Below are 17,496 nucleotides of genomic sequence, written 5' to 3'. Positions count from 1 at the left end.
GCTCGCGCATGCGCCATGAACAGCAAGAGAACATTCGCCCCATCCATCGTCAGCTTCAGATGCATTTTGAACGGGAATCGTTTGCCGAGTTGGATCAGCGCGTTCGCGGAGGAGGCCCCTGGGATGATTGGACCCTATATCAGCTTGCCTACGAATCGGAAGAGGCCGGGCTTATTTCTAGCTTCGATGAAATGCAATGCCTTGTGCATTTGGGCCAGCTGGAGCCTATGCCGCATCAGCTTGAGACCGCCAAGCGGGTACTGAACGAAATGCGCGGTCGCGCGATTTTGGCCGACGAGGTTGGACTTGGCAAGACGATTGAAGCCGGCCTTATTTTAAAAGAATATATGGTTCGCGGCCTGGTCCGCAAAGTGCTCATCCTCGTGCCCGCATCGCTCGTCCTGCAATGGGTGCGGGAGCTGAACAGCAAGTTCGGCATCGCTGCCGTCGCCCAGAAGAAAGCTTACATGTGGCAGCAAAGCGATGTTGTCGTCGCCTCTATGGATACGGCTAAACGGGACCCGCATCGCGATATTGTCATGAATCTGGAATATGACATGCTGATCGTCGACGAAGCCCATAAGCTGAAAAATAAAAAGACAACCAACTACACCTTCGTCAATGAGCTGCGCAAAAAATACTGCCTCCTGCTCACCGCCACACCGGTGCAGAACGATCTCAAAGAGCTGTATAACCTGATCACCCTGCTGAAGCCCGGGCAGCTCGGCATCCAAAGCAGCTTTACCACCAACTATGTCGTCGGCAAACGCACGCCGAAAAACGAGATGATGCTGCAGGAGGAACTTTCCAAAGTAATGATTCGCAATCGGCGCGGAGATGGCGGCGTTCATTATACGAAACGTTTTGTGAAAAATATTCCGCTCACCCTGTCGCCGGACGAGCAGGCGCTCTATGACGGTGTCACCAATTTTGTCCGCACACGCTATAAAGAGAATTCCGTAGATTTGACGAGTATGCTCTCTCTCATCACCTTGCAGCGGGAAGTTTGCAGCTCCAGGGACGCCGTGTTCCTCACCCTCGTCAATCTGTTCAAGAAGACGACAGAGGAATCACCGGACCGCGCGAAAATTTGGGAGCTCGTCGAGCTGATCCGAGGCATTAAGGCGAACACCAAAGCGGAGAAAACGATGGAGCTGGTCCAGGAAATTAATGATAAAGTCATTATTTTCACCGAATACAGGGCGTCCCAGGAGTACCTGCTTAACTATCTAAAAGAGCACAAAATCGTCGCTGTGCCATACCGAGGCGGGATGAACCGAGGCAAAAAAGACTGGATGATGGATCTGTTCCGCAACCGTGCCCAAGTGCTCGTCGCGACGGAAGCAGGCGGCGAAGGCATTAACCTGCAATTTTGCCACAACATGATCAACTTCGATCTGCCGTGGAACCCTATGCGCGTGGAACAGCGAATCGGCCGTGTGCACAGACTTGGCCAGCAGCATGACGTGAACATTTATAATTTGTCGACCACGGGTACGATTGAAGAGCATATTTTGTCCTTGCTGCATGAAAAAATCAATATGTTTGAAATGGTCATCGGCGAACTCGACACCATTCTGGAGCGGATGGAGAAGAAAGGATCGTTGGAGTCTTCGTTGTTCCGCATGGCGATGGAAGCCAACTCGCCGGAGGAGATCCGCCGTAAGCTCGACGAAATTAGCGATTCCTTCACGGAAATTCAGTCGGAAGTTGCCGAGGAAGTGCCCAAGGGCGGCGCTTTTCGCACAGTGCTGGATGCCGCAGGCGGCAGGAGTGTGGAGCTATGACGATCAGCAAGCGGAATATCCACACATTTGTCATGCGTTTTCTGGAAGCTTACGAGTGCACAATTCTGGAAAAAACGCCAGCCTACGTAACCGTCAAGCTCTCTCCCGAAGCCGATAAGGAGATGACAGGACGGCCCTATTACTGGAGCTTCGTGGAGCGAACAGGCGCTGCGCCGGAGACAATGACATACAAGTTCATTTTCGACCCGGAACAGATGAAAGCGGAAGCAAAACCTAGAGCGGCGGCAGCCGGGAAAGCTGTGCCTGCTGGCGGCGGATCAGGAGCGCCGGGAGCGCCAGGCCCAGTAGGGCAAGCACAAGGACAAGCTCAAGGGCAGCCGGCCGCTCAGCAAGATGACAGCATCCTGGGCCGCTACTTCGGTTTCGTGCCGACGACGGTGACCGCACGCGTCCCACAAGACGAAGTTACGCTTGGCAGCCGGCGGCTGGAGCAAATGTTTGGCATCGTTCGCGAGAAGGGACGTTTCGTGCACCTGTTTGAAGAGCCCTTCCCGACAGGGGCCGTCACCAATCAAGCGCTTGTCTACGATACGTGGCTGTGCGTGAACTATAAAGTCGAATTGGCGTGCGACCGCAAACGCAGTGAAATTCATTCGCTCGCCATACAACTTAACAACGGCGAAATCCGTGAACATTTTCACAAACACTTATTGACCAAAAGCCTCTCGCCTAAGCTCCCGGCGAACAGCCATATTTTGCCTGACACCATCTCGTTGTCCAAAGCCATCAACGCCCTGGAGATGACTCTGGAGCGCAAAATCAGCGTTTACGACCACAGCTGGGCCGATGAAGCGAACGAACAGCACCGCAGTGAAATTAACCGTGTCGAAGCGTATTACAACGGACTGCTGCTCAGCGCCGAGCCGGATAAAAGAGATGAGATCGAGACGCAATGCCGCAACCGGCTGCAGGAAATCGACTGGCAGTATAAGCCGCGAATCGTAGTTTCTGTCATCAATTGCGGTCTGTTTCATTTAAACTCGGGCAGAGCAACCAGAAATTGACTTAAGTCGCTAAAACTTCGCAAATAAGCCGTTACAGGTTCTAACATTCTTTTTAGGGCATAAGTTTTACAATAGGAGCATATCCATAAGAAGTTATACGAATGGGCAGGTGAAGCATAATCATGTTGTGGAAAAGATGGACAACCATGTGCCTGATCAGCGTTTGCGTGCTGTTCAGCGCGCCCTTCCATACCTCGGCTGTTGATGCCCCGGACCGGACAAGCCTGGATCAAGCAGGAACCGCTGTTGCCGCAGCCCCTGCGGATAACAAACCACTGATCAACGCAAGCAGTGATTTGTCATTAACCGACACTGTGAATAAATGGAAATCCGTTCTAGCACAGAAGCAAGGTTTCGAGAATTGGCAGCAGGCCAACTGGCAAAGCTATCCGCTCGGCCCTGGAACCCATGGCTGGGTCGTTATTTTCGGAGAGACCGGTCATGAAGTCGGCTATATGATCATTCATGCAGCTGAGGACGGCTCCCTCCGTCTGACGGAGTACGGCACCGGCGACAGTCCTTTATTCAGCTATACCACGCTGTATCGTTCTTTGGTACAGCAGGCACTTATTCCGGATACCCTTTCATTAACCGATTTTATTCAAAATGACGCTATTCGCAAAGACCGATTGTATATGGATGCCCTTACCGCCGTCTGGAAAATCAACTTGCAGGACCAGACTTATTATCTGGATGCCAAATCCGGCGAGCTGCTCCCTTTAAAAAGCGATCCCGTTCCCGTACTGCCTGTTCAGCAGATTGGTGCTGCCGATTTGACGGGAATAACGGATGAACGGCTGCTGCCGGCTTTTGACCCCTACAATCGGCTGCCTTGGGTCCAAGGAACACCGCTGCAAGCGTCGAATCTGGCCGAGCTCAAAACCGCACTGCAGACACAGGAACAACTGACCTATGTCGTCCTGCTGTATGGTAAGCAGGTGACGCTCCCCCTTGCTGTCATTGGGTACCAGCAATGGGGGGATAACGCGCCCTTTCTTGTGCTCGACCACGTCGGTCCGCGATACGTGCTTCTGAACGAAGCCCTCATGCAGGGACGGTTGTACCCCTGAATGAGAAGAAAACGCAGTATTGTCCTTGAGGACAGTACTGTGTTTTTTTGCGTCATAAAGCGGGTATTCCGCTTTGCGCGAGTTGCTCGCGGGCTAACTGCCCATCTAGAGCGGAAAATCCGCTCTGCAGCCTCACCCAGCCCCTCCTGTGGCCCCTCCAAAGTAGAACATGCGCTTTAGCGTGTGAGGCGCCAGCGGCACAACCCGAGCCGCACTTGCACGCATCCGCGACTTCCCCCTCCGATCCCCCAAGTCCGATTCTGCCCAATTACAGATGACGTGGTGGGGCGGCGCGGGCTGCAGTCCGATTTTGCCTGCTTAGAGCAGCTTTCTTGCCATGCGGGGAGCTTTTCAGCTGCTCCAATTGGGCGAAATCGGACTGCAGAAGCATTGGAGTGCCAGCAAGCTGCTGCAAATGGGCAAAATCGAACTGCGGCACTGCTCACAGGGGGAATCCTGCTTTGCAGTGCGGCTCAGGTGCGCCAACTGCACGCATAGCACGTATTTCCCGTTCTTCAGCCGAGCCCAACTTCCCTAGCTGCACACATAGCACGTATTTCCCGCTCTTCAGCCCAGCCAACTTCCCCAGCTGCACACATAGCACGTATTTCCCGCTCTTCAGCCGAGCTCCCGCCAACAACCAACACAAAAAAACCTTAAACCAACCGTCACGAAGGCTTAAGGCTTTAATTTTATTTCCCGGGAAACTTCGGCATTTTTTTTCCGTCTTACCTGCTTAAACAACATGCTCGCCGCCATCGGCATCAAGCCAAACCAGCGCGTTTGCCAGCTTTCCCGCTGCTCTTTTATCGCTACTTTTGCCTGCTTGCGGACATCTTTCGGCGTCTCCATGTAGGAAATCACCTGAAGCGTTATGTACTTCACCAAGTCATCGCTTTTCGCCATGCCTCCACCTGCCTTCCCTCCCTATTTTACCCATACAGGCGTGCGCCTAAACGGAATAGACAGGCGGAAGCGGTTGATTTATCCGACTTTGCCACCGCTCTCGGCCACGATTTTATCAGCAAACGATTTAATCGTTCCGCAACCTAACAGCATAGGCTTATTCACACATTGCAACAATAACGTTTGCCCGTTAGTATCCCAAGCATACTGAAATCCGACACTCATCCCTGCGACCGAAATCACAAATTTTCCGGAAGCTGCGTTCGGAATCGTAAAGCCTTGCTTCCTGCCCACGTTTTGCAAGCTTTTAAAAACCGAAGCCGAAATGCCTCTGTATGTCCAAGTGCTGCATGCCGCCACCTGCGTCATCTCCTCTCAACTTGGATTCGAAATCAATAAATTGTATGTCGAGAGAAGGCAAATCGTGCTTGTTCCAGCTGCCCCAATAAAAAAAGCACCCTCTGAAGCCGTGCAACCAGGCACGTTTCAAGAGAGTGCTTAACGAATTTCACTTAATCTCTGTTCACTCCGGCAATGGAGGCCAGGAAGCGAAGAATGTACAAGAACAGGTTAATAAAATCGAGATAAATATTCAAAGCAGCGAGCGGCACTTCTTCTGCGCCAACACCATCGCGGTATTGAGCAACGTCATAAAGGACCCAGCCGCTAAAAATCAAAATCCCGATCAAGGACCAGACCAGGTTCATCACGGAACCAAATGAGACGAACAAGGAGATCAAGCTCATCAGCACAAGCCCGATCGTTCCCGCGAACAAGAATCCACCCAAGAAGCTGAAATCCCGCTTCGATCTATGCGCATACAGGGCCAGTCCGCCAAAAATAACCGCAGTCGCCAGGAACGCACCTGACACCACATTTGCGCCAAGCAGGCCGCCGTAAGCTTCAATTACTGGATACAATGTCACGCCGGAGATCGCTGTAAAAGCGTACAAAAAGCCGTAGCCGATGTTTTTACCGCGAATACGAATGACAATTGCTGCAACCAGCATCACAACTTCTGCGACCACAAAAAGCATGATCATCGAAGGCGGAACCACAATCGCGCCGATCAGCGTGCCGAGGAAGGATACCAGAAGCGAGATCGCAAATGTCTGCAGGACATGCGCGAAACTGCCTGAATGGGAAACCGTAACCGTTCTTTCCATGGATTTTCATCCCCTTTTTGATATAGGTACAATCTATAGTATGAATCATACCAAACTTTCATGTAAGCTGCCAGATGTTGGGACGCCTCTTACCCATTGTCGACAAACATCAGCTTTTTCAACCGCATCTCCAGCTCAACCAGCGAAAATGGCTTGGCCATCCGTTCATCCGCCGTAAAGCCGGCGGCCAGCCGCTCTTTTTCCTGCGCATGATCCGTGATGGCGAAGATCTTGATATTCTTCCGCTTCGATAGCGAACGCAAGTTCGGCACAGACGCATCCATAATGCACAGATCCACCTCATGCTCCTGCACAAAAGCTATGGCCGCTTCCCGTTGGGTTACACTGACAGTCTGCAAAGAGAGCTCAGCCAATTTCGCGGTCAAAATGGCATGCATCATCTTGCTCTCATCGACAACGAGCACGAGTGGCAGGCGTTGCGGAACGCCGGCTTCGCTCGCTTCTTCCGGTGTGTCTGAGCTCCCCCGTTGGGACCACCCGGCGCATTGGTTTCGGCCGGCCTGCTTGGCGGCGTAGAGCATTTGATCGGCGCGGCTGATCCATTCCGCGCGCGACACCCCAGGCTCCCAGGCGGCCAGCCCCCCGGAGAAGGTGATCCGGATCTGCTGATCCTCCACGTGCGCCATCACATGCTCGCGCACTTTGCCCAGCAGCTCGTTCATCACGCGCATCGCTTCTCTTTCGGAGGCGCCGCCGAGCATAATGACGAACTCTTCACCGCCGAAGCGCGCGACAAAATCTGATTGGCGCAGATTCTCCTTCAACAGATGCGCCATGCCTTGCAGCACGAGATCGCCGATCGGATGGCCGTATGTATCGTTCACGCCTTTGAAGCGGTCGATATCGAGCAGAACCAGCGTTGACGAAGCATGTGTGCGCTGGATTTTTTGCAGTTCCACAGCCAAATAATTATCGAAATATCTGCGGTTGTATACACCTGTTAACGCATCGCGGAACGCGATATGCTCATATTCCCGGGCTCGCGTCAGCATGCGGCCGACTCTTGCTTTCAGCTCGCGAAACTGAAACGGCTTGGTTACATAATCGTCGGCGCCGAGCTCGAGACATTTGACTTTTTCATCCAAATCTTGATGACCGGACAGCACAATCAGCGGTATCCATTTGAATTTCGGATCGCTTTTCAAGAAGTCAAATAGCACATAACCAGACTCCGGGACCATCATCAAGTCCAAAATAATGAGATCATACGCCGCCTCATAAAGCCGCTCTGTGGCCATGTGGACACTGGACGCTTCATCGACATGGAAGCCCTCGGCTCTAAACTTTCGCAGGAGGAGCGCCCGTAAATCGGCATCATCATCAATGATGAGCAATCTGCTCTCTTGGCTATCTGACAGCGTGGATGCGCTTTTATGCAATTGGGTTGGGGTAAATCCGGTCACGTTCATCGTATCTCCTTCACAAGCAGCTTGCACGAATTAGCATTCGATATAAACAATCTCAATTTGAGTTAAATAAGCTTGCATGTCTTCCAAAAGTTTGCCAATCGCTTCCCCGTCTTGTAAGCCCGCCGCCTTCTCCATCGCCGCTCCAAGCTCAGACAAAGGGACAAAGCCGTACGCCGCTCCGTTTCCCTTCAAGCCATGCGCAATCAAGGCAATCGCGCTGAAATCGCTTGTTGCCATGGCGGCGGCCATGCGCTCGATCTCATTTTGCTTATTGCGCAAATAACCGGGGATCAAGTCTTCCAAATCCGCGTCGATTTCAACCGTAATTTTATCTTTCAAGTTGTTGTACTGGCCCACGATAGTTGCCCTCCGCAAATAATTGAATAAATGATAGCAAGGATTGCTTGTAAATAGGCTTCGTCAAATAATCGGTACAGCCGCAATCCAGACATTTTTGCATATCCTCCTTGAGCACGTGCGCCGTTAAAGCGATAATCGGCACCGGACGCAGCGACTTTTCCCGCTCTCTGGCGCGGATCAGCTTCGTTGCCGTATATCCATCCATGACAGGCATCTGCATGTCCATGAAGACGAGATCGTACTCGCTTTCCTGCACCTTCTTGCTGGCGATTTCCCCGTTTTCGGCCAAGTCGATGTGATGGCTCGTTTTCTTCAAGTACGATCTAAACAACAGCTGATTGTCCTCGTTGTCTTCCACAAGCAAAATCCGCAGCTGACGCGGCTCCTGCTTCCATTCGGTCACATTCGCAGACAGCTCAGCCCTGTTGACCGCCGGAGCGGCGGCCTGCAGGATCGCCTCCAGCAACCGCTGCTTTTTGACCGGCTTAATCATGTAATAGTTGACCCCGAGCTCCTTGCAGCGCTTGATATTGCTGCTTTGATCGTCGGACGTGAGCATCATGATCACCGGCTTCTTCTCCGTGCAAACCGTCTGCAAGCTCTCAATCATCTCAAAGCCGCTCATCTCTGGCATCAAGCAGTCCACCAGCAGCAGCGCATATGGCGTTCCAGCCTCTCGCGCCCGCTTCAGCTCCTCCAGCCCTTCGCGCCCGCTTTCCGCTTCCGTAATCTCCAGGCCGTACTTAATCAACATTTCGCGGACAATAAACCGGTTCGTGCTGTTATCATCGACCACCAGCGTTTTTAAGCCCTGCAGGCGCTGCTCCTGACGAGGAAGCGCGTCCAGCTGGCCGCCGCTTTCCACCAGCTTCACCCGGAAGAAGAACGTGCTCCCTTTGCCCACTTCGCTCTCGACCCAAATCTCGCCATCCATCTTTTCCACGATGCGTTTGCAGATCGTTAAACCGAGCCCTGTCCCGCCATATTTGCGGGTAACCGACGAGTCGCCCTGCGTGAACAAGTCAAAAATCGCGCCCAGCTTGCTCGGATGAATGCCAATCCCCGTATCCGAAACGGAGACTAGCGTCATCTCCGGATGCTCCGGATCCTTTTTGACGCGAACGACGATTTCGCCCGCATCCGTAAATTTAATCGCATTGCCGATTAAGTTAAAAAGCACCTGCCGCAGGCGGTCCGGATCGCCGCAGATAGACTTGGAAATGTCCGGCGCGACGTAGGACAGCAGCTCCAGCTTTTTGCCGTGAGCACGGATCGCCAATATTTCCAGCGTCTTTTCAATCAATTCTTCGAGGTTAAAATCAACCTCCTCCAGCTCCAAATGCCCGGCTTCCACTTTGGACAAATCCAAAATATCATTAATCAGGTTCAGCAAATTGTTGCCCGATTTTCGGAATACTTCCACATACGTCTTCTGCTCTTCCGTAAGTTCGGTTTCATAAAGCAGATCAGCCATCCCGATAATCGCATTCATCGGCGTTCGAATCTCATGGCTCATGCTCGCGAGGAACTCGCTTTTCGCTAAATTGGCCGATTCAGCCCGTTCCTTAGCGGCGACAAGCTCATTGCGCTCCAGCAAATGATGGTACAGCTCTGTCGTGTTATAATACAAGCGGTTGAATTCGAAAATGAGCATCGCCAGCAAAATATTCGATGACATGAAGCTGTTCACCTTGGCCATATACCAGCCGTAGCTGTAACGGGCGCCGGAGAAATACGTCAGCAGCACATCCAGCAGAGAGGCCAAAATTGCCACGATCAGCCAAAGATTGGTGACATTTTTACCTCTGGTCTTCATCATCAGCGCGACGAGCGCAATGAAGTTGATCACGATATTGCCCGGACCTACGACATCCTCATAGAGCGGGGAATAATTGCCCTGTTCAAAAATAATCGGCAGGCTCTCGCTGAAATAGGTCGCGTACAACGTCATCAAACCTGCCACAATGACAACGGCCAGCATAATGATGGCGGACCAGCGCCGAGCGTCCCGGACATTTAATTGCACATTTTTAAAACGGTTCTCCACCCACACATAAATCAGAATAATGACCGGAAATCCCGCTCGCCCCATATTGTAAATCCAAGGTGAAGATTGTATGGTCGCATGCCACAGTCCTGTTTCTGAAAACAGCTTCGGAAATGTTAAAAGAAACGGGATCGTAATTAACGCCGAAAACAAATAGGCCGCCGAAAGGACCAGCACCGCAGGCGAGCGCTTCACCCGAAACTGATTGAACAGGACGAACAGCGTGATGAAATCGAAGCAAATAATCGTCGACATTACAGCCGGGATAAAAGCCGGAATTTCCGCACCTTTGGTATTTCCGAACGGTAGTGTAATTAGCGAGATAAGCACCAGCAAGGCACTTAATAAAATGACATAATTCCGCTGCGTCTTCGAAGTTTCATAAGCGACTAGCGTAAGCGGTTGGGCAGACATGGTGGGACACTTTCCTCTCCAGAGCGTCTAGTTCATATCCATACTATCATATATGATTTGTGCCTAGCGCAAAAAACAGAATTTTACAATTTTCGCCCGAAAACTTCAAAAAACCGTTACCCGTTTCACATGCAACGAATGACGGCTTCAACGCCAATGCGGGCAAATACAACAATTGTTCACTTACAGTAGGCGACTTACGGCTGCTGTAAGCTTTAGCTGGACGTGTGCTTGGCGATCACCTCAAGGACCTTTCCCTCTTGCATCGGCTTTATGATAAAATCGATCGCACCCGCTTGAATCGCGCGGACGACCATTGCTTTTTGTCCCATCGCTGAGCACATGACAATTTTGGCACGGGGGTCTTTCAGCCTGATTTTCCGCACGGCTTCAACCCCCTCCATAATCGGCATGGTGATATCCATCGTCACCAGATCAGGGCGGCAGGTAACGTATTTCTCAATCGCCTCCACGCCGTTCGCCGCCTCCCCGACAACAGAGTGACCGTTGTTCTCAAGCATCGTCCGCAACATCACCCGCATAAAAGCTGCATCATCCACGACCAAAATATTCGCCATCCCGAACCCACTCCTTAATCAACCTGATTAAGGATGATTGTAGCGAATAGATCTAATATAAAAATAAACAAATATTAAGAAATATTAAGCGCTCGCGGAAGCTGCACCTGACGGCGAAGGAACACTCCCATGCCGCCTCTTGGGCCCGCACCTGTCGCCGCAGGTAAACACGCTCCGCGCTGCTCTTGGGCCCGCACCTGTCGCCGCAGGTAAACACTCTCCGCGCTGCCTCTTGGACCGCACCTGTCGTCGCAGGTAAACATGCTCCATGCCGCCTCTTGGGCCTCACCTGTCGCCGTTAGGTAAACATGCTCCGCGCTGCCTCTCGGACCGCACTCGACGGCGCAGGTAAACATGCTCCATGCCGCCTCTTGGGCCGTACCTGTCGCCGTAGGTAAACATGCTCCATGCCGCCTCTTGGGCCGTACCTGTCGCCGTAGGTAAACATGCTCCATGCCGCCTCTTGGGCCTCACCTGCCGCCGTGGGTAAACATGCTCCGTGCTGCCTCTCGGACCGCACCTGACGGCTCCAGTGAGCATACTGCGCCGACGCAACCACTCCTCAGATCCCCACTTGCATACGCTCACTCCCTAGTCGCCCCCAAGCCCCCACTTATCCTGCAAAAACAGCATGATACTAAAGGATAATCACTCAATCGGCTAAAATCCAAAAATCATCCCATTTTGCAGGATAGCGAAGGGACGAAATAACATCCGCCCCATGAAGGGCAGCCACAACTAGATATCGCCCACAACTCCCTTGTAGATACGACAGAAACTTAACCTTCCTTAGGCTCCCTCGCAGTTACCACAGAAACCATCCATTCCCAGACTCCCTCGCAGTTACCTCAGAAATTATCCAGCCTTAGACTCCCTTGCAGTTACCACAGAAACCATCCATTCCCAGACTCCCTCGCAGTTACATCAGAAACTATCCATTCCCAGACTCCCTTGCAGTTACCTCAGAAACTAACCATTCCCAGACTCCCTTGCAGTTACCTCAGAAAATATCCAGCCTCAGACTGCTTTGCAATTTCCTCTGAAACTAACCATCCTTAGACTCCCTTGCAGTTACCACAGAAACTAACCATCCTCAAGCTTCCAAGCAGTTACCACAGAAACACAAAAAAACCGCAAAGGACCAACCCTATCCTCCACGGCACACAAATAAAACTATTCCGCCCGGCCCCCGGTAAATTTATACCCAGCGCCCCAGACGGTCTTAATATATGTATTTTCTCTATCGAGCTTATCGCGCAAATTTTTGATATGGACCGTCACGGTGGTGATGTCCCCGAACTCGCCGCTCCCCCATATGGCGTCGTAAATCTGCTCGCGCGACAGAACGCGCCCGCGATTTTCCGCCAAATACACGAGAATTTGAAACTCCTTCGTGGACAGTACGATACGTTCACCATCCTTGGCGACATCGAACGTTTCTTTATCAATCGTGAGCTGCTCGAATTGCATCACACCTTGGGCACGTTTCCGCTGCATAGCGCTTCGCTGCTCACGCCGCAGATGCGCCTTGACCCGAGACATCAGCTCGGTGGTCATAAATGGCTTAGTCACATAATCATCAGCTCCAAGCTCAAGCCCAATGACACGATCCATTTCACTATCTTTGCCGCTTAAAAAGAGGATCGGTCCCGCAAACCGCGCGCGAATTTGCCGGCACACTTCAAAGCCGTCCATCCCTGGCATCATGATATCCAGAATGAGCAAGGAAAAATTTTCAGGCTGGCGCATGAGCTCCAGCGCCTCCTGGCCACTTTTAGCGACGGATGTATGAAAGCCTTCTTTGCTTAAGCTTTTTTCAATTAAAATCGAAATTGCAGGATCATCATCGACTATTAAAATAGTCGGCATCTGGTTCATCATCTCATTATCCCACTATGAATGTTCTTTATTATAAAAAAGAAAAGCCCCGGTCCGAAGACCGAAGCTCTTGCTGTGGATGCGGTCGAGAGGACTCGAACCTCCACGGGGGGTTAGCCCACACGGACCTGAACCGTGCGCGTCTGCCAATTCCGCCACGACCGCGAGTTACTGTTTGAACAAGCTATGTTCAGCAGCGACATTTAGTAATATATCATGATTCCAATTAGGAAGTCAACAATCTTTTTACAATTCACGAATAGCAATGTCATCCAATCCGCATCCTAAGCGCAAAGGAGGGATTGCCTTGGATCAAGAAGAAATCGATGCACTGGAACCGAAGTACACGGGCAACCAACGCGACCTCACTGAAGGTGAGGCCGAAGCTATCGTGCATGACCCGAATTACCGCGGCGAGGATGAAGATGTCCCCGATATGGCGAACGGCCTGGCAGCCGGGCTAGCATACGGAGTCTTCCGCCGCACGTAAAACGGCTATGCCTATCTCAATTCCCTGATTTCGGGAAATGAGATAGGCTTTTTTCATATAGCAGTGCCGAAGCCATCGTTGCCTCATAAACGGTCCTGCCAATTAAATATCCCAGCTGTGTCGCAGTTCCAGCGTAAGCATGCATCCGCCCGCGGTCTGTAGCCGCGATCAGAACGGCATCCGTCGTGGTGCCTGTAGCAACGCGGCCCTCCTTGTGCACGTTCAAGTCCTGGAGCGCCGCCGCCTTGGCCTCTGTAGCCGTAATGACCGCATTCACCATCGCGGCATCCGTTAACTGCCCGTCGATCAACAGGATGATATTGATCGTCCCTGGATACAGCGAATGCGCCGGAAGTTCGGCGCCGGCCCGCGCTTTGTTGCCTAGCCCCACCGTTACATAGGCGCAGACTTGCAGCGCGCCTGAACCAGCGGCTCCACCGTCGCCGCCATCGCTCCCTTTCACCGCTTCCCAGCTCAGCGAGCTAACGCCAACGTCCTTCACCCACGCCGCTGTGAGCATCCCGGCGGTAGCTGCCGGGTTGAGCCCTTCCTGCAGCAAAAACCCGCTCATTTCCGCCAGCGGATCCTCTGCGTGGTAAGATTTTCCCACTTGCCGATTCACTACATGCTGGTGCCGACCAAAACCGCCGCCCCAAGGCGAAGAATTGAGCGTCCGCAGCGGAATCTCGCTTTGAAACCATAAATATGACCCTTGCTCGCTAGTCACCCGGTTCATAGCGATGCCAGGAATCGATGTCGAAGCCAAAGTCTCCCCCTCCTCATTGCCCCGGATCAGGCTGGCTGATCCTTAATTCTCATCACGCTCAGCGTAAGGCTCGGCAGGCTCCTGCGGCAGCATAAACTCAGGCGGTCTCGCCTCTTCGTACGGCTGGTACACATAGGAACGCGCAAGCTTGACGACCCTGCGGTTTTTTTTGCGGATCAAGACAGTGTCATCATCCCATGCCACTACTATCCCGCGCACATCATTCGCCGAATTAACATCTCGAATGACGCGCAGCAGCGTGCTCTCCACGCGATATATATCCAATTGATCCTCTGAAATCATGATGATTGATACTCCCTTTCTCTTCCTACTTTACAAGCACAAGCGTTACTGGCATACTGCTCTCCATCTTTCTAGCATACACAAAATCCCAAAGAGATCAAACCTACATATTTCACTTTCAATGCGGTTACCTTATACATAGTCGGCTAAATTCGTTCACTCTCGGGGAGGCGCTAACTAAAGCATGGATAAGAAAACGTATTACGTGACGGTCAACACGGGTGAAGTGCTGGATAGCAAAGAAAACATCAATTATGACTTTGAAATCATGGCAGATCAGGAAGAACTCGATCAACTTCAGGAACTTTTTGAAGAAACGGATAATACTTCTCAGAACAGTTATGGCACCTCTTATGTCCCTTGGCGCGTCTACTACAATAACGAGGCCAACGAGGATTATGACTATTACTTAACGGAAGTGTACCGTATGATACATAAACTGGGCACGCAAGAAACGCGTAAGCACATCGAAAGCATGCACATTCTGGAGAACGGAATATGAGCCAAACAAAAAAGGCCATGAATCAAAAGGATTCAATGGCCTTATTCTATTCCATGCACACATTACCGATTAGCTGACATGTTCTTTGGAATCATTCGTTTCGAACCAGAAATCGAGTACTTTGCTGGACATTACGCGTTTTTGAATATATTCTACTTGCGCCGCGGAAAACTGTTGTTCCCACGCCACCGAAAGCTCGGTGCACAATTTGACGATCGTCAACAGCTCTGACCACGCCACATAGCGTTTATACCAGAAGAATTGCGGGTGCTCAATCATGTAAGGATACAGGTCATCAAACTCCGTGTGCTTGCAATCGAGAGCACGCTCAAAGTGAGTCTTGGCTTCCCCCAGCTTTGTCATAAAATATTCAACAGAACCATTCTCAATCCCCATCGATGTCAGCCTCCTCTCTTACCTTGTTACTCATTATAAAGGAAAAATCGGTTTCATGGAAGGCATCGGTTCCATGAAAAATTAGTCAAACTGGATTTGTCCGTTCGATAGAGATGCAATGCGCGCCAAGGAATCTACGCGAATGCCCCGCTCACGGAGCGAGTTGCCCCCAGATTGGAACATCTTCTCTACAACTATGCCTACACCGATGAGTTCAGCTCCGGCTTTCTCAATAATCCGGATGAGCCCGCGCGCCGCATCGCCGTTGGCAATGAAATCGTCGATCAGCAGGACTCGTTCACCCTTCTTCAGCAAGTGCGAGGAAACCATAATATCCGTGACAATCCCTTTCGTAAAAGACGGAACGCGTTCGCTATAAGTGTCTTGATCCATCGTCAACGTCTTCTTGCGGCGGGCAAAAACCATAGGAACACCGAGATGGAGCGCTGTTGTCAACGCGATGGGAATACCGGACGATTCGACCGTCAACACCTTGTCAGGCTTCTCTTCCCCGTACAATCTGGCAAATTCTTTGCCCATCTCCATCATCAGCACCGGATCCACCTGATGATTCAGAATGGCGTCAAGCTTAAGCACTTGATCCGATACGACGACACCTGTTTCCAAGATCCGCTGCTTTAATAATTCCATATTATGACCTCCACAATTGAATAGGGAATTTCCATATGTATTATGAGTAAGTTACCATATTGTTCAAGTAGGTTTCAAGTCCCAATTTACCCGGCTAAGCCTTTAGGAGTGAAACTTTTTCTATTGTAGCGGTGTCTATATAGGTGAGAACTGGAAATTGCCAATATTTGCTCACATTTGAGCATTGAGGTTGACAACCTTATAGGTTTATGATGTATATACTTAACACGACTCGGAGAAACCGATCAAGCAGAGAGGAACGATGGCAATGAACAAACTAACTAAACTACTTGTTCTTGGCTGTGTCCCAGTTGCCCTGGTGTCGCTTGTAGCAGCTGGCTGTCAGAAGTCATCTGTTCCGACTGCACAGCCCCCTCTAGAAACACCTACTTACATACAGACTGTCGTTCATGAGACTAAACCTCCGGTTGAACCTGCACCGACCCAGGCACCAAGCCCAACGCCAGAGGATCAATCGAAGCATGAAGCGCAAGTCGCAGGCACAACCAAGACGGATCTGTCGGACATTCCGCAAACCGCGAATAACCCGAAGCCGACAGCCAAGCCGAAAGTGAAATCGGAAGATGCGTACCAGCAAGATAAACCGACACTGATGGGTTTGAAGCTGGGAACTTCGAAGGACTTCGTCCTGAAACGCTTCGGAACAGCCAAGAAACAATTCAATATGGATGAAGACCAAGATACGCTTCAAGTTTACGATTACACGGATTTTTCTGTAGGTTTTAACGCACAGGATGCTTTGCAATTCGTCGATGTGCGTTCTTTTGATATCGATCCCGGTTTGCAGGGTCTTCATCTCGGCCAGAAAGTGCAAGACGCTATCGCCATATTAGGCAAGCCTGATTCCAATTCTACCTATGTGCTTTCGTATAAAGCACAGGGAACGATTTTGAGGCTGGATATCGATCCGAAAGCAGGCACCATCCAATCCATCAAGCTGTTCGCCGATGAGTAAATATAAAAAGCCTCCTTCCGTGAGTCTGTTGTTCCATATCTGGAATCTCAGATTCATAGAATGAGGCTTTTTTTAAAATTCGCGCAGGCTGCTCTTGCGTCCCTACTCTCCTACGCTTTTACTCTCCTACACCGTCTTGCGCTTCCGAAAACGGATGTAGATCCAGGCGCCCGCTATCGCGGCAACTGCCAGAATGAGGAAACTCATGCCCATATATTTGTGGATCAGCTCGAACATACTGTCCAAATTACGGCCAATAAAATGACCAAGTGTCAAAAAGGTCGTACACCACAGCATTGCTCCCGTGCCTGCGTAGAACAAATACTTATAAAATTTAACGCCGCTGACCCCCGATAAATAACACGTGAAGTGCCGAACGCCCGGCACAAAATACCCAAAAAATACCGTCCACAAGCCGTATTTCTGAAACCAGCCCTCGGCTTTTTCGATCCGCGCCGGCGTCAATTTGAACCATTTGCCATAGCGGTACAGCAGTGGTTTGCCGACCCTATGACCCAGTACATAGCTGACAATCATCCCCGTCATCGTGCCTGCATAAATGACGATAAGCGCCGTTGTGAACTTGAACGGTCCGCCAGGGGCCGTCAGCGAGCCTACGACAGCCATGAGGGTTTCGTCCGGGACAGGCACGCCGACGATCCCCGCTGAAAGCAGAATGTATAAGGCAATGTAGCCGTATTGATTAATAAATTCAAATATGACTTCCTTCACAAGTCACACTCCTAATGAA

21 protein-coding genes and 1 tRNA gene are annotated in these 17,496 nt (G+C 51.1%); 7 read left to right on the top strand and 15 right to left on the bottom strand.

Annotated features, from left to right (window positions below):
• Positions 1-8: 8 nt before the first annotated feature.
• The 4 genes from O9139_RS17755 (at position 9) to O9139_RS17740 (ending at position 4,420) form a co-directional block, all read left to right on the top strand.
• Positions 9-1,787 (top strand): DEAD/DEAH box helicase, encoded by a 1,779-nt coding sequence (locus O9139_RS17755; RefSeq protein ID WP_270880810.1) that lies wholly within the window; start codon positions 9-11, stop codon positions 1,785-1,787.
• Positions 1,784-2,812: a YqhG family protein gene (locus O9139_RS17750; protein WP_270880809.1), complete on the top strand. Its 1,029-nt coding sequence runs from the start codon at positions 1,784-1,786 to the stop codon at positions 2,810-2,812. The genes O9139_RS17755 and O9139_RS17750 overlap by 4 nt, the downstream gene beginning before the upstream one ends.
• 122 nt (positions 2,813-2,934) lie before the next feature.
• Positions 2,935-3,882, top strand: coding sequence for a hypothetical protein (locus O9139_RS17745; protein WP_270880808.1), 948 nt, complete (start codon positions 2,935-2,937; stop codon positions 3,880-3,882).
• Between the two features lie 337 nt (positions 3,883-4,219).
• On the top strand, positions 4,220-4,420 hold the full coding sequence (locus O9139_RS17740) for a hypothetical protein (protein ID WP_270880807.1): 201 nt from the start codon (positions 4,220-4,222) through the stop codon (positions 4,418-4,420).
• A gap of 140 nt (positions 4,421-4,560) precedes the next feature.
• Here O9139_RS17740 and O9139_RS17735 read toward each other — a convergent pair whose 3' ends face one another.
• The 10 genes from O9139_RS17735 to O9139_RS17690 all read right to left on the bottom strand — a co-directional run bounded on the left by O9139_RS17735 (position 4,561) and on the right by O9139_RS17690 (position 12,826).
• Positions 4,561-4,788 (bottom strand): YqzE family protein, encoded by a 228-nt coding sequence (locus O9139_RS17735; RefSeq protein WP_270880806.1) that lies wholly within the window; start codon positions 4,786-4,788, stop codon positions 4,561-4,563.
• Between the two features lie 78 nt (positions 4,789-4,866).
• On the bottom strand, positions 4,867-5,148 hold the full coding sequence (locus O9139_RS17730; RefSeq protein WP_270880805.1) for a hypothetical protein: 282 nt from the start codon (positions 5,146-5,148) through the stop codon (positions 4,867-4,869).
• 152 nt (positions 5,149-5,300) lie between these two features.
• Positions 5,301-5,954, bottom strand: a complete 654-nt coding sequence (locus O9139_RS17725; protein ID WP_270880804.1) for a Bax inhibitor-1/YccA family protein — start codon at positions 5,952-5,954, stop codon at positions 5,301-5,303.
• Positions 5,955-6,043: 89 nt separating this feature from the next.
• Positions 6,044-7,378: a diguanylate cyclase gene (locus tag O9139_RS17720; protein WP_270880803.1), complete on the bottom strand. Its 1,335-nt coding sequence runs from the start codon at positions 7,376-7,378 to the stop codon at positions 6,044-6,046.
• 36 nt (positions 7,379-7,414) lie between these two features.
• A complete protein-coding gene (locus O9139_RS17715; RefSeq protein WP_270880802.1) occupies positions 7,415-7,741 on the bottom strand; it encodes an Hpt domain-containing protein in 327 nt (108 codons plus the stop codon).
• A complete protein-coding gene (locus O9139_RS17710; RefSeq protein ID WP_270880801.1) occupies positions 7,713-10,205 on the bottom strand; it encodes a hybrid sensor histidine kinase/response regulator in 2,493 nt (830 codons plus the stop codon). The genes O9139_RS17715 and O9139_RS17710 overlap by 29 nt, the downstream gene beginning before the upstream one ends.
• Before the next feature lie 215 nt (positions 10,206-10,420).
• Entirely contained in the window at positions 10,421-10,783 is a 363-nt protein-coding gene (locus tag O9139_RS17705; RefSeq protein WP_270880800.1) for a response regulator, read from the bottom strand.
• 74 nt (positions 10,784-10,857) lie between these two features.
• Positions 10,858-11,139, bottom strand: a complete 282-nt coding sequence (locus O9139_RS17700) for a hypothetical protein (RefSeq protein WP_270880799.1) — start codon at positions 11,137-11,139, stop codon at positions 10,858-10,860.
• 817 nt (positions 11,140-11,956) lie between these two features.
• Positions 11,957-12,664 carry a response regulator transcription factor gene (locus O9139_RS17695; protein ID WP_270880798.1) on the bottom strand — a complete coding sequence of 236 codons (708 nt, stop codon included), beginning with the start codon at positions 12,662-12,664 and terminating at the stop codon, positions 11,957-11,959.
• Between the two features lie 77 nt (positions 12,665-12,741).
• Positions 12,742-12,826, bottom strand: a tRNA-Leu gene (locus O9139_RS17690).
• Between the two features lie 142 nt (positions 12,827-12,968).
• On the opposite strand from O9139_RS17690, the gene O9139_RS17685 reads away from it, so the two are divergent.
• Complete coding sequence (locus O9139_RS17685) at positions 12,969-13,151, top strand: hypothetical protein (protein ID WP_270880797.1); 183 nt, start codon at positions 12,969-12,971, stop codon at positions 13,149-13,151.
• A 16-nt stretch (positions 13,152-13,167) separates the two neighbouring features.
• Here the strand turns inward: O9139_RS17685 and O9139_RS17680 are convergent, their stop codons facing one another.
• Together O9139_RS17680 and O9139_RS17675 are read right to left on the bottom strand one after the other, a co-directional pair.
• Positions 13,168-13,917 carry an adenosylcobinamide amidohydrolase gene (locus tag O9139_RS17680; protein ID WP_270880796.1) on the bottom strand — a complete coding sequence of 250 codons (750 nt, stop codon included), beginning with the start codon at positions 13,915-13,917 and terminating at the stop codon, positions 13,168-13,170.
• 42 nt (positions 13,918-13,959) lie between these two features.
• Positions 13,960-14,220: a hypothetical protein gene (locus O9139_RS17675; RefSeq protein ID WP_270880795.1), complete on the bottom strand. Its 261-nt coding sequence runs from the start codon at positions 14,218-14,220 to the stop codon at positions 13,960-13,962.
• Between the two features lie 184 nt (positions 14,221-14,404).
• Between O9139_RS17675 and O9139_RS17670 the strand changes: the two genes are divergently transcribed.
• Positions 14,405-14,722 (top strand): hypothetical protein, encoded by a 318-nt coding sequence (locus O9139_RS17670; protein WP_270880794.1) that lies wholly within the window; start codon positions 14,405-14,407, stop codon positions 14,720-14,722.
• A gap of 69 nt (positions 14,723-14,791) precedes the next feature.
• Here the strand turns inward: O9139_RS17670 and O9139_RS17665 are convergent, their stop codons facing one another.
• Entirely contained in the window at positions 14,792-15,118 is a 327-nt protein-coding gene (locus O9139_RS17665) for a hypothetical protein (protein ID WP_270880793.1), read from the bottom strand.
• An 81-nt stretch (positions 15,119-15,199) separates the two neighbouring features.
• A complete protein-coding gene (locus tag O9139_RS17660; RefSeq protein WP_270880792.1) occupies positions 15,200-15,769 on the bottom strand; it encodes a xanthine phosphoribosyltransferase in 570 nt (189 codons plus the stop codon).
• A 268-nt stretch (positions 15,770-16,037) separates the two neighbouring features.
• Between O9139_RS17660 and O9139_RS17655 the strand changes: the two genes are divergently transcribed.
• Positions 16,038-16,745 (top strand): DUF4309 domain-containing protein, encoded by a 708-nt coding sequence (locus O9139_RS17655; protein WP_270880791.1) that lies wholly within the window; start codon positions 16,038-16,040, stop codon positions 16,743-16,745.
• A 126-nt stretch (positions 16,746-16,871) separates the two neighbouring features.
• Here O9139_RS17655 and O9139_RS17650 read toward each other — a convergent pair whose 3' ends face one another.
• Positions 16,872-17,477 carry a DedA family protein gene (locus O9139_RS17650; protein ID WP_270880790.1) on the bottom strand — a complete coding sequence of 202 codons (606 nt, stop codon included), beginning with the start codon at positions 17,475-17,477 and terminating at the stop codon, positions 16,872-16,874.
• Positions 17,478-17,496 lie beyond the last annotated feature (19 nt).

This window comes from Paenibacillus aestuarii, from assembly GCF_027789125.1.
Lineage (GTDB): Bacteria > Bacillota > Bacilli > Paenibacillales > NBRC-103111 > Paenibacillus_E > Paenibacillus_E aestuarii.
Note: the sequence above shows the minus strand (reverse complement) of the source record. Positions and strands in the feature narration are given on the sequence as shown.